This is a genomic window from Salibaculum griseiflavum (assembly GCF_003129565.1).
In the GTDB taxonomy this organism is placed as follows: Bacteria; Pseudomonadota; Alphaproteobacteria; order Rhodobacterales; family Rhodobacteraceae; genus Salibaculum; species Salibaculum griseiflavum.
In genome coordinates this window covers 1-12459 of sequence record NZ_QETF01000009.1, presented here as the reverse complement: position 1 = coordinate 12459, position 12459 = coordinate 1, and the positions used below count along the sequence as shown (strand labels likewise).

Below are 12459 nucleotides of genomic sequence, written 5' to 3'. Positions count from 1 at the left end.
CCTGTCCTCCTCAGAAAACCTCGAACAGGCCAGCCGCACCCTGTCCGCCACCCACGCACATCGATACGACCGCCCATTTGGCGCCCCGGCGCCGGCCCTCCAGCAGGACATGGCCGGCCATGCGCGCGCCGGACATACCGTAGGGATGACCGATGGAAATCGCGCCGCCATTCACGTTGAGTCGCTCATCCGGGATGCCCAAGGCATCGCGGCAATGGACCAGCTGCGCGGCGAAGGCCTCGTTGATTTCCCACAGGTCGATATCCGCGATGCTTAATCCGGCGCGTTCCAGCAGACGCGGGATCGCCACGACCGGACCGATACCCATTTCATCCGGGGCCACGCCCGCCACAGCGAAGCCGCGCAGCGCCCCGAGCGGCGTCAGCCCGCGCCGGGCCGCTTCGTCTTTGGCCATGACCACCAGCGCAGCGGCCCCGTCGGACAGCTGGCTGGCATTGCCGGCGGTGACGGTCTTGTCCGCCCCCTGAACCGGAGCCAGTCCGGCCAGCCCCTCGGCAGTGGTGCCCGGACGGTTGCATTCGTCATGCTCCAGCCGCACGGCCTCTTGCCGGGTCTCGCCCGTGGCCTTGTCGGTGACGATCCTGACCGCCTCGACCGGGACGATCTCGTCGGCGAACAGCCCCGCTTCTTGTGCGCGAGCGGTGCGGTGCTGGCTTTGCAGGGCATAGGTGTCCTGTGCTGCACGGCTGACGCCGTAGCGCGCGGCGACGATTTCCGCGGTGTCCAGCATGTTCAGGTAGTAGCTTTGCGCCACGTTCGGGTCGCGGTAGCGGTGCCCGTTCCAATGGCTGTTCTGCACCAGCGAGATGGAGTCGAGTCCCCCCGCCAGTGCCACGTCCACCCCCTCGCAGCGCACCATGTGCCCGGCGATGGCAAGCGCGTTGAGGCCCGAGGCACATTGGCGGTCGACGGTTGCCCCGGCGACGCTGTCGGGCAGACCGGCGGCCTGTGCGATATGGCGCGCGACATTCACCCCGGAGGTGCCCTGCGTCAGCGCCGATCCGAAAACGGCCTCTTCTACCTCGCCGCCCTCCAGCCCGGCGCGGGACAGGGCGGCCGTGACTGCCGGCGCGGCGAGGCTGGGAGCGGTCAGGTTGTTGAACGCGCCGCGATAGGCTTTGCCGATGGGCGTGCGGGCTGTGGAAACGATGACGGCGTCACGCATGTGCTATACCTTCTCCGTGCCGCACCAATCGGCGATGAACAGGGCGGTGGCCTTGGTGACGCGGCGCATGCTTTCCAGCTCGACCCTTTCGTTGAACCCGTGGATGGCCTCGGCGCGGGGGCCATAAACCAGAGCGGGGGTATCGGCATAAAGCCCGAAGAACCGCGCATCGGTGGTGGCCGTGATCGCCTCGCGTTCCAGCGCGTCGCCGGTGATGCCGTGATGTGCCCGTTCCAGCGCCGAGATCGCATCGGCGGCGCGGGCCGACCCATCCTGCGACAGCGCGTATCCCTCGGCATGGAACCCGTGATAGACGATCTCGGGCAGGGAATTGCGCAGAAAGGCGTTTTCTCGCGCGGCTTCCATGATCACCTGCTCGATCTCGGCCTTCGCGTCGTCGATGGACTGGCCGGGAAACAGCCCCATCCGCACGTCGAAGACGCACCAGGCGGGCACCGAACTTGTCCAGTCGCCGCCCTCGATCCGGCCGATATTGAGGTTCAGGGCATGGTCCATATGTGCGTAATCCGCCGGGCGGTTCTCGGCGGCGTTCCAGCGGTGCTCCATCTCGTGCAGGGCCGAGATCAGCGGGATGGCCGCCTCGATCGCGTTGGACCCGGTGCCGGCATAGGCCACATGCGTTGGAAGTCCCTTGAGGTGCACCTGGAACCAGAGCACGCCCAGTTGCGCCGTAACCACATGTTCCGCGAACGGTTCGGGGATCAGGGCTGCATCGGCGGTATAACCACGGGCAAGGCAGGCCAGTGCGCCGTTGCCGGTGCATTCCTCTTCGACAACGGATTGAAAGAACACATCCGCCGCCGGGACCAAACCGCAGGCGGTCAGCGCGTCCAGCGCGAAGAGGTTCGAGGCCAGCCCGGCCTTCATGTCGCCGCCGCCGCGTCCGTATAGCCAGCCTTCGTCCACGCGCGGCTCGAAGGGGGGGCTGTCCCACATGTCCAGCGGGCCGGTGGGCACAACGTCGATATGGCCGTTCAGGATCAATGAGCGACCGTTTTCGCCCCGGCCACGGTGGATGCCGACGACATTGACCGCGTCCTCGTAAGGGCCGAGCACCGGCGAGAAACCGGGCAGGTGGCGGATCTCGTCGATGTCGATCTGCCAGCGGTCAATCTCGTAACCCCGCGCGGCCAGTTCGCCGGCCATGAATTCCTGCGCCGATTGTTCGTTGCCCCGGGTCGAGGGATGCGAGGTCAGTTCGGACAGGAATGCGATCTGCCGGTCGAAGGCGGTATCAACGGCATCGCTCAGGCGGTTTTTCAGATCGTCGGACATCGGCGGCTCAGAACGTCGGAATGGCGGTGTCGGGCAGGGCGAGCGGGGCGTCGGTGGCCTCGGCCACCTCGGCGGCGCTGACCCCATCGGCGGTTTCGACCAGCGCAAAGCCCGCCGGTGTGACGTCGATCACCGCCATATCGGTGAAAATCCGTGTCACGCAGCCCCGTGCGGTCAATGGCAGGCTACAGGCCTCTTTCAGCTTGGGGTTTCCGACGCGGTCGGTCTGCGTGGTCAGGACCACGACTCGCCGCGCTTTCTGGGCCAGCTCGATGCCGCCGCCCGCGCCGGGGCTGAACTTGCCGGGAATCTTCCAGTTGGCCAGGTCGCCGGTAGCGCTGACCTCGAAGGCGCCCAGCATGGTCAGGTCCAGCCGCCCGGACCGGACGATCGCGAAGCTGGTGGCGCTGTCGAAACAGGCCGATCCGGGCACGGTCGAGACATAGGCCCCGCCCGCGTCGATCAGGTTGCGGTCGGCCTTGTCATAGCCGAGCGTCGGACCAATCCCCGACAGGCCGTTCTCGGTGTGCAGGCAGACCGGGAAATCCGCCGACAGGTGATTGACCACCCGGGTCGGCAGGCCGATCCCGAGGTTGACCACCATGCCCGGCGCGATCTCGCGGGCGGCACGGGCCACCATGCGTTCCCTAGCGTCGGACAACGGCGTATTCCTCCGACAATTGGCCCAGCTCGACGACATGATCGACGAAGATTCCCGGAGTGTGAATCGCGTCTGCCTCGAGGCCGCCCAATGGCAGAAGGGTCTCGACCTCTGCGATGACGCAGGTGGCGGCCATGGCCATGAGCGGGTTGAAATTCTGCGCTGTCGCCACGTAGGCTAGGTTGCCGAAAGGATCGGCGCGGTCGGCGTGGATCAGCGCGGCGTCGGCGCGCAGGGCCGGTTCCACCAGCCAAGACTTGCCGTCCATCTCGACCACTTGCTTGCCTTGCGCCAGTTCCGTGTCGATCCCGATATCACTGAGCACCGCACCCAGCCCGGCCCCGCCGGCGCGGATGCGTTCGGCCAGAATGCCCTGGGCATTGAATTCAACCTCAAGCGCGCCGGAATTCATCTGGGCAATTGCGTTACTGTTCAGCCCCAGATGAGTGGTGATCAACCGGGCCACCTGTCCGCTTTGCAGCAAGTGGTCGATGCCCATGCCCGGTTCGTTTGCGTCGTTCTTGACCAGCGTCAGGTTCTGCGCGCCGTGGTCGACCAATGCATGGATCAGGGTCATGGGCGTGCCGGGCACGCCGAAGCCGCCCACCATGACCGTGTCGCCATCCTTGATCCCGGCGATCGCCTCTTCGATGGCGCGCGTCTTGTTGGGCAGTCTCATGCGGCGCGCTCCACCGGCAGGCCGACCTCTTGCGCGAAAGCGTCCAGCGCATCGCGCAGGATCGTCATCATCTCGCCGATCTGACCCTCGGTGATGATCAGCGGCGGCGCGACGAGGAAATGATCGCCCTTGGTGCCGCCACGGGTGCGCCGCGAATAGATGATCAGCCCGCGTTGATAGGCCAGTTCAACCAGTCGGTCATGGGCGTTCAGGGACGGCTCCAGCGGTTCCATAGTGCTGCGGTCGGCCACGAATTCGAAGGCGGTCAGCAGGCCCTTCCCCCGCAAGTCGCCGATGAAGGGATAGCGGTCCATGAGGGCGCGCAATTCGTCCATCAGAACGTCCCCCATGCGGGCGGCGTTTTCGATCAGGTTCTGCTCTTCGAGTTCCTCAAGAACGGCAAGACCGGCCGAACAGGCCAAGGGGTTGCCGGCATAGGTGAAGCCATGCAGGAACCCTCCCGCGTCCAGCACTGGCTCGACCAGCCGCGCCCCGGCGACGATGGCCCCAAGCGGCGCATAGCCCGCGCCGAAGCCCTTGGACAGCGCCACGATGTCCGGCGTGACGCCCCAGTGCTCCGAGGCGAGAAAGCGCCCAGTGCGGCCTGCGCCGGTCATGACCTCGTCATGGATCAGCAGAACACCGAATTCGTCGCAGATTTCGCGCACGCGGGTGTAATAGCTGTCGGGGGCCACCAGCGCGCCGGTCGAGGCGCCGCCAACTGGCTCCATCAGGAAGGCCAGCACCGTATCCGGCCCTTCGGCAAGGATCTTGTCCCGCAACAGGTCCGCATATTTCAGGCCTCGCGCCTCTTCGGTCAGGTTATCCCGGTCGAGATACGTCATGGGCGCGGCGACTTTTGGCATCCCTTCCATCATCAGGGCGAAGGGCTCGCGCAGAGGGGCATACCCTGTCAGGTCCAACGCCCCGAAGGTGCAGCCATGATAGGATGGAAACCGCGAAATCACCTTGTGCCGCGTGCCCTGGCCCTGGGTCAGGGCGTATTGCCGGGCCAGTTTCACCGCGCTTTCCACCGCCTCGGACCCGCCGGAAACGAAGAAGACACGGTCCAGCCCCTCGGGGGTCATCTGCACCGTCTTTGCGGCGAGGTCTTCGGACGGGTGGGTTCGGAAATGCAGCCGGTAGCCAAAGGTCGCCTTGTCCATCTGCGCCTTCATCTTGGCCAGAACGCGCGGGTTGGAATGGCCGATATTCGACACCATCGCGCCAGAGGAGCCGTCGATGTAGCGTTTGCCGTTCTCATCGAACAGGTAAATCCCCTCGCCCCGGTCCAGAAAGGGCCGCGGGTTGCGCGACTGGTAGAACAGGTAGGAGGGAGCGTCCGTCACGCGGCACCTGCCAGGTGTTTGCGCAGGAATTCGCGGGTGCGGTCCTTGGTCGGGTTCTTGAAGACGACACTGGGCGGGCCTTCCTCGACGACGACCCCCTGATCCATGAACAGGACCCGGTCGCAGACTGACGCCGCGAAATCCATCTCGTGAGTGACGATGATCATGGTCATGTGTTCTTCGGCCAGTTTCTTCATGACCATATTCACCTCGTCGACCAGCTCCGGGTCGAGCGCCGAGGTCGCCTCGTCAAACAGCATAAGCTTCGGCTTCATCGCCAACGCACGGGCAATGGCCACGCGCTGTTTCTGGCCACCCGACAAGCGCGAGGGGTAATAGTCGATGCGGTCCAGCATGCCGACCTTGTCGAGCTGTTCCTCGGCGAGCTTGTCCGCCTCGGCCTTGGACAGGCCCTTGAGCAGCATCGGTGCCATCGTCACGTTTTCCCTAGCGGTCATGTGCGGGAACAGGTTGAAGTGCTGGAACACCATGCCGACTTGCTGGCGCATCTCGTTGATGTGCTTTTCATACTGGCGATGGGGCAGGGACTTGTTCACCTGCACACCATCCAGCCAGACCTCTCCGCCGGTCAGGGGGTCGAGATCGTTGATCGCCCTCAGCAGGGTGGACTTGCCGGACCCCGAGGGACCGATGATCGCGACGATCTGGCCGCGTTCCACGTTCAGGCTGATATCCTTGAGCACCTCCAGAGATCCATAGGATTTCTGGGCGTGGCGGATTTCGACGAAATGGTCCTTGTCGCTCATGGTCGGGCTCCTGGATCAGCGAGAGATGGAGATGCGGCGCTCGATGCGGCGCTGCACCCATTCCATGCAGAGATTGATGACGTAGTAGAACATTGCGGCCACGAGGTAGAACTCGAAGGGGCGATAGGTGGCGCCGATGGCGCGCTGGGCGGACAGTGTCAGCTCGCTCACCCCGATCACCGAGACCAGTGCGCTGTCCTTGAGCAGGGCGATCATGTTGTTGCCGATGGGCGGGATGACGTCGCGCACCGCCTGCGGGATCACCACCTTGCGCAGGGCCTGGCCGCGCGACAGGCCGACGGTGCGCGCGGCTTCCATCTGGCCCTTGTCCACGGACAGGATCGCGGTCTGGATCAGTTCGGAATTGTAGACAGCGAAGTGCAGCCCCAAGCCGATGATCCCGGCCACGAAAGCGGGCAGGTCGATGCCGATCTGCACCAGACCGAAATAGATCAGGAACAGTTGCAGCAGAAGCGGCGTGCCCATGAAGACCCATTCGATCAGGCGGAACGGCTGGCGGATGATCCAGGGCGCGTATAGCGCGATCACTGCAAAGACGATGCCCCCGAAAAAGCTGAGCAGGGCGGCAGCGACGGCGATGCCTATCGTCCAGGCACAGCCCAGCAGAATGATATCCAGATGGCCGGGAACTACCGTGAAATCGAGGCCCATGTCGTCTCTCTCCCGCTCAGGTGATCTGCACTCTGCGATCCAGCCAAGCCACGGCGCGGCCGGTCGCATAGATGATGATCATGTAAAGAACCCCGGCGAGCAGGAACATCTCGAAGGGCTTGTAAGTCGACCCGATATAGCGCTGGGCGGTATAGGTCAGCTCGACAACCGAAATCGCCGCGACCAGTGCGGTGGCCTTGATCAGCATGTTCAGGTTGACGCCGAGCGGGCGCACCATCAGCCGGGCGGCTTGCGGCAGAATGATCTTGTAGGTGGCCTGCCACTGGCTCAGCCCCAGCGTCCGACCGGCCTCGCGCTGGCCCTTGTCGATCGAGATGATGGCCCCTCGGATGGTCTCGGTCATGTAGGCCCCGGCATTGATGCCCAGCCCGATGACACCGGCCTCGAAGGCGTCCAGCTGGATCCCGATCTGGGGTCCGCCGAAATACAGGATGAAAAGCTGGATCAGCGCAGGTGTGCCGCGGAACAGGCTGACATAGGCAGCGCCGATGAAACGCACCAGCGCGAAGCGCGACAGCCGGGCCGAGGCCCCCAGGGCGCCCATGGCCAATCCCAGCAGCGCGGTCAGAACGGAGAGCTGGATCGTCGTCCAGGCCGCGGTCAGGAAGAACGGATAGACCCGCATCATCAGGTCGATGTCCATGTCAGTCCTCCTTGGATTGTCTGCAGGGTAGGGTGGGTCGTACCGGTGTCCGGAAAAAGGCACTCACCCGGTGACGGTCCGGCATGCGACTGCCGGGCCGGACGGGTCAGAAAGGGCCCCCGCCGCGAAGGCGCCGGGGGCCGATGCGTTCAGCGGATGTCGTCGCCGATCCATTCCTCGGCAATGGCCAGATAGGTGCCGTCTTCCATCATGGAGTCCAGCGCAGCCTGCATTTCTGCGGCCAGTTCGGGGTTGCCCTCGCGGATCGCGATACCGGCGCCGAAGGGTTCGGTGGTGGGGTCCGCGAACATCTCGTACTCCTGACCCTTCTCGGTCATGGCGAGAATGGCGGCGATGGAGTCGTTGACGATCGCATCAACACGGCCGTTTTCCAGTTCCAGCAGCAGTTCGGGCAGACCCTTGTAGGTGCTGACATTGTAGCCACGGTCGCGGGCCCAGTCCTCGTGGGTTTCGCCCAGGGTCAGGCCGACCTTGACGCCTTCCAGGTCGTCCAGGCTTTCGATGCCCGAACCGGGGTTGGTGAAGATGGCGCGCTTGTCGGAATAGTAGGGACCGACGAAATCGACCACCTCGTCGCGCTCTTCTGTGATGGTCATGGAGCCGACGATCGCATCGTACTTGTTGGCCAGCAGGCCGCCGATGATCCCATCCCAGGCGGTGGTGACGATCTCGACTTCGAGGCCCATGCGCTCGGCGATCTCGGCGCCGATGGCCGGGTCGAAGCCGACCACCTCGTTCTGGTCATTGACAAAGTTGAACGGCGGGTAGGCGCCGGACATGGCGATGCGGATCACGCCCTCTTCCTTGAGGGTCTCGAGCTCTTCGGCGGCGGCACCGGTCAGCCCGGTAACGGCAAGGCCCGCAGCGACCAGGGAGGTCTTCAGGATCATACGGCGAGAATTCATTGTGGTCTCCATGTTGGGTTGGTCCGGGCGGGCGTGGCGCCCGCGCGAGAATAGGCGGGTTCGCCCCGCTCTGGACAAGACCCTTGCATGTCGCTTGGTATCGCGCAAATAAATATATACTACGTTTAATATAGATGTGATCTATGAGCCTGCCGCAACATCAACGGTTTCCCTGGAACCTAGACTGGAACCTGCTGCGCACCTTCATGGTGGTTGTGGAGCAGCGCGGCATCTCCAAGGCGGCCGACTTCCTGGGACTCAAGCAGCCCACGGTCTCGGCCGCGCTCAAACGGTTGGAGCAGGCCACGGGAAAACAGTTGATCATCCGCAAGCCGAACGAATTCGCGGTCACACGGCCGGGCCAGGCGCTCTATTCCGAATGCGCCAAGATATTTGGGTCTGTGTCGCAACTGCCCTCGCTACTGGACGTGGACAACACCGAGCTGCGCGGGCACCTGTCGATCGCGATCACGAGTTCCGTGGTCTGCGAGCATTTCGACGATATCCTGAACCGGTTCTCGCGGGCCCATCCGCATGTGACCTATTCCTTTTCGGTGATCGAAAGTGAGGACGTCGTCACGATGATCAGTCAGAACCGGGCCAGTTTCGGCATCTGCCTGATGACGCGTGTGCCGCAGAACCTGGATACGATGATCCTGTATCGGGAATATTTCGGCCTGTATTGCGGCGCGCGGCACCCGCTATTTGCGGTCGAGAACATTGATCCGTCAGCGTTGCACGGAGAGCCTTTCGTGGCCTTCCAGACCGAGGCGGAGGACGGCCCGCTGGAAGCGATCTCGCGACTGCGCGCGCGGGCCGGTCTGGCCGATCAGGGCCGGGGCGTCTCCTCGAACCTGAACGAGATCCGCCGCATGATCATGGCCAATGTCGGTATCGGGGCGCTGCCCCTGCATGTTGCCCGCCAGGACGTCGCCGCCGGGCGCATACGCCAATTGCCGCCACATGAGGACCTGCCCATGGTCAATATCTACCTGATCACCAATCCCGGCCGCCGCCGATCCGATGCCGAGGCCACGTTCCTTGAGACCTGCACCGCAGAACTTGCCGCGATCGACCTGGAGACGAGAACCTACACCTGACAGCTGCAAGCTGACTCGGAGGAAAGGCCGCAAACCTACGATTACGCGAAGGCAGTCTGATTACAATTGCCCTGCGCCACTCGTCCGTGACGCAAGATTGAACGGGCGGAACAGCAAGGCCTGCGGCCTTTTCTGAACGTGAACGCGGTGATCACAGCATTGCGGCGTCCGCTGAGCCTCGTCGTCGTGCTGGTGGCGCTGATGGTCTGGCACAACATCTTTCCGACGCGCAGAATGTCTGCGCTTGCGCCCTTCGCACCGCTCTCACTCGCCGGTTTTTCGTCGCCCGGGACAAAATTGGCGTCAACGGAATCTCCGGTCCGTGCTGTTCCACCTCAGGGCCGGGATGAACGGCGCAGCCCCAAACGGATTAATGGGACCTGACCCTCGCCGCGTCTTCAGCATATTTCCATTATTCCAAACGCTTGGCCATTAACGTATACAATGCACTCATGCGGGCTGGACGGCCGAGACTATCGAAAGACAGGAAATGTCTGGATTGCTACCATTCGCCAACTTCGTATTCCTTGGCATCGTGATCGTCCTGCTGATCCGTTCCGGACTTGGCGTCAGGGCGCGCGTCTTGGCTGTTTTGACAGTCGGCTTGGCTCTTTTCCTGAACCTGAGCTGGGCCATGGCGGACCAATTCACCGGAAATGGCATCGACGAGTCGATCTTCTTTCACCTCGAGATGGGCATGAAGGGAGCAGCCTACGGAGAGTTCCGAAACCAGTTCGTCCTTGGGGCGCTGGCGATCATTGCCGTTGGGGCAGTCTCCGTCGCCGTCTATAAGTCCATTTCGACGAAAGACGAGAAACGCCCAAAGCGTGCTCGCGGCATGGCAGGGTTGGTGCTGGGCTTTTTTGTGCTGCTGACTAACCCCGGCGCGCTGGACCTCTTTCGGTTGGCAGGCTCCATGAGCGGATCAAGCCTCATCGTTCCAGAGGATTTCTTGGTGGTCCATGACTTGCCGCGGAACCAAAACCCCAAGAACTTCGTTATCCTTTATGCCGAGCAATACGAACGAGCCTTTCTAGACGAAAGTGTTTTTCCCGGACTTTCGCCCAATTTGAATGATCTTGAGGACTCAAGTCTGTCTTTCACCGAGATTCGGCAAGTCTCTGGAACGAGTTGGTCGATTGCCAGCATGACTGCGGGGTTTTGCGGTGTCCCTCTGGTCGGGGCCGCGATGGGCAACTCCATGTCCGGCTTGGATCATTTCCTGCCACGTGCCAACTGCATCGGAGATTTGTTGTCCAGCGAGGGGTATCGACTGGAACATGTGATAGGGGCCAGCCTGGACTTTGCCGGCTGGGGCAAGCTGTTCGAGAATCACGGGTTCGCCTCGGTAAGGGGCGTTGCCGCGCTGCGCGGGGAAGTGCCGGCCGATACCCCGCCTTCGCCCTGGGGGCTTCATGATGAATATGTGCTTGAGATCGCGGCCGAACGGATCACCGAGCTGTCCCAAGCAGAGCAACCCTTCGGGTTCGTCGTCAATACATTGGATACGCACCACCCGCGCGGGCATGCCGGACCCGGCTGAACGGACCGACCTTATGGCGACGGCTCCGACCCGCTTCTTGATGCGATCTTCTGTGCCGACAGGATGATCGCGGAATGGGTGCTGGAACTCGAACGCTCAGGTGCGCTTGAAAACACTGTCTTGATCATCGCGTCAGACCACCTCGCGATGCCGAACACGGTTTGGTCAACCCTGGAGCCGCTCGAACGTCGGAATCTCCTGCTCATCAGGGGCGACGGGATAGAGCCGCGCAACGACGGCACCCCGGGATCGCCGCTTGATGTCGGCGCAACCTTGCTCGACCTCATAGGTTACCCCGTGCGTGGCCTCGGATTGGGTCGATCCCTGGTGGCCGAACCGGACACGGGCGGTTCAGAAATCGAGGACATCGAGACCGCGATTGGAGACAGTGCATCCTATATCGCGTCGCTTTGGGCCTATCCGGAACTCGGCGAAACGATCGAGATCGACAAGGAAAACGGCGAAATCGTCCTTGGCAGCCGGACCATCCGGTATCCCGCCTTGTTCATGCTAGACCCGCAAAACATGGTGAAAGACATTCGGTTTTCGTTCTATGGGGACAAATCTCTGACTGAGGTTGTTGCCGGTCTTTCCGAACCAAGCCGGTTCCTGTGGGTCCAAGATTGCGAAGTAATCGCCTTGGGTCATTATGGCGTGCCGGCTCAGGATGACAGCTCATGCGCACTTCTGGGAACCGATGAGTCCGATCTGAGGTGGGCGACACCCCTCCCCCAACGCTCCCCGATTGAAACGGAAGAGCTGCTTGCCCCGCTTGCCGGCGAATCCAACGGCGCCATCTATCGAGCCGTCCTGCCGACTGCGGATTTGCAGCGGGCCGGGCAGGGGTCCATCCAATCGAAGGATGCTATTGTCATTCGGTCGGCCTCCTTCGGAACAGGTCAGTCATTCGTGGAAAACCGCGATTTGAATCAGAGGGTGGTTCTCCAGAGAGGTATTTCGGTATTGGGGCAGTCGGAAGTTGGGCGGATTGATCTACTGGGCCACTTTGATACATGCGCCTTTGAAGAAGAGTCCGGGACGCTCTTGGCTCTCGACTTTCATGTCGAAAGCTACCTGTCGATGCTGTCTACAGAGTATGAGTGGCTTTTCGTAGTCGCGCATGACAGCGCGGATTGCGGCCGCTACAACCTCGCCGAAGTATTTGCCAATACCGAGTTAAGGGTGGGTCATGACATCGGTTTTCGAAGGCCATATATCGGACTCGTAGGGCGAACCGGGAAAGTCCTCGAACTGACAGGCCGCCCCGAAACTTCCATAGAACTCGATACGGCGAGTTTGGTTGATGACCGCCCAGAAGAGCATGGCGAAACTGGCGCTCCGTGAAACCGGTGGTGGGAGCCGGGTTCACACCGCGATTACACCTGCCGTCTTCGAGTCTTTGGTCACGCTCGGCGCGACCGAGGTGATGACCGAAGACCTCCTGCCTCAGTGACCGACCAACACGGCATGACCGACTGATGTCTCCGCGGGGGATGTCCCGACGGATGTTGAAACTTTGAAAAAGGGTGGCGTTGCTTCCCCTGAGCCGTAGGCTCGGGGTGATCAAACCAAAAAGGAAGCAACACCATGAAGACGACTACCACATCCTCCAGTGC

The 12459-nt window shown here is 62.5% G+C and carries 10 protein-coding genes and 1 pseudogene; 2 read left to right on the top strand and 9 right to left on the bottom strand.

Annotation, left to right across the window (positions count from 1 at the left end; all coding sequences use genetic code 11):
* Positions 1–10: 10 nt before the first annotated feature.
* The 9 genes from DFK10_RS09505 to DFK10_RS09465 all read right to left on the bottom strand — a co-directional run bounded on the left by DFK10_RS09505 (position 11) and on the right by DFK10_RS09465 (position 8200).
* On the bottom strand, positions 11–1186 hold the full coding sequence (locus tag DFK10_RS09505; RefSeq protein ID WP_109388799.1) for a thiolase family protein: 1176 nt from the start codon (positions 1184–1186) through the stop codon (positions 11–13).
* A gap of 3 nt (positions 1187–1189) precedes the next feature.
* Positions 1190–2482 carry an ArgE/DapE family deacylase gene (locus tag DFK10_RS09500; RefSeq protein ID WP_109388798.1) on the bottom strand — a complete coding sequence of 431 codons (1293 nt, stop codon included), beginning with the start codon at positions 2480–2482 and terminating at the stop codon, positions 1190–1192.
* A gap of 7 nt (positions 2483–2489) precedes the next feature.
* On the bottom strand, positions 2490–3143 hold the full coding sequence (locus tag DFK10_RS09495; RefSeq protein ID WP_235866810.1) for a 3-oxoacid CoA-transferase subunit B: 654 nt from the start codon (positions 3141–3143) through the stop codon (positions 2490–2492).
* Positions 3130–3822: a CoA transferase subunit A gene (locus DFK10_RS09490; RefSeq protein ID WP_109388796.1), complete on the bottom strand. Its 693-nt coding sequence runs from the start codon at positions 3820–3822 to the stop codon at positions 3130–3132. Before DFK10_RS09490 ends, DFK10_RS09495 begins: the two co-directional genes overlap by 14 nt.
* On the bottom strand, positions 3819–5171 hold the full coding sequence (locus DFK10_RS09485; RefSeq protein WP_109388795.1) for an aminotransferase family protein: 1353 nt from the start codon (positions 5169–5171) through the stop codon (positions 3819–3821). The genes DFK10_RS09490 and DFK10_RS09485 overlap by 4 nt, the downstream gene beginning before the upstream one ends.
* Positions 5168–5938, bottom strand: coding sequence for an amino acid ABC transporter ATP-binding protein (locus tag DFK10_RS09480; RefSeq protein ID WP_109388794.1), 771 nt, complete (start codon positions 5936–5938; stop codon positions 5168–5170). Before DFK10_RS09480 ends, DFK10_RS09485 begins: the two co-directional genes overlap by 4 nt.
* A gap of 15 nt (positions 5939–5953) precedes the next feature.
* Positions 5954–6610 carry an amino acid ABC transporter permease gene (locus DFK10_RS09475; RefSeq protein WP_109388793.1) on the bottom strand — a complete coding sequence of 219 codons (657 nt, stop codon included), beginning with the start codon at positions 6608–6610 and terminating at the stop codon, positions 5954–5956.
* A 16-nt stretch (positions 6611–6626) separates the two neighbouring features.
* Positions 6627–7274: an amino acid ABC transporter permease gene (locus DFK10_RS09470; RefSeq protein ID WP_109388792.1), complete on the bottom strand. Its 648-nt coding sequence runs from the start codon at positions 7272–7274 to the stop codon at positions 6627–6629.
* A 149-nt stretch (positions 7275–7423) separates the two neighbouring features.
* Positions 7424–8200 carry a transporter substrate-binding domain-containing protein gene (locus DFK10_RS09465; RefSeq protein ID WP_109388791.1) on the bottom strand — a complete coding sequence of 259 codons (777 nt, stop codon included), beginning with the start codon at positions 8198–8200 and terminating at the stop codon, positions 7424–7426.
* A 143-nt stretch (positions 8201–8343) separates the two neighbouring features.
* Here DFK10_RS09465 and DFK10_RS09460 point away from each other — a divergent pair, with 143 nt between their 5' ends.
* Both DFK10_RS09460 and DFK10_RS16605 read left to right on the top strand, forming a co-directional pair.
* On the top strand, positions 8344–9300 hold the full coding sequence (locus DFK10_RS09460; RefSeq protein WP_109388790.1) for a LysR family transcriptional regulator: 957 nt from the start codon (positions 8344–8346) through the stop codon (positions 9298–9300).
* 490 nt (positions 9301–9790) lie between these two features.
* Positions 9791–12187 (top strand): annotated as a pseudogene (locus DFK10_RS16605) (sulfatase-like hydrolase/transferase).
* Positions 12188–12459: the final 272 nt, after the last annotated feature.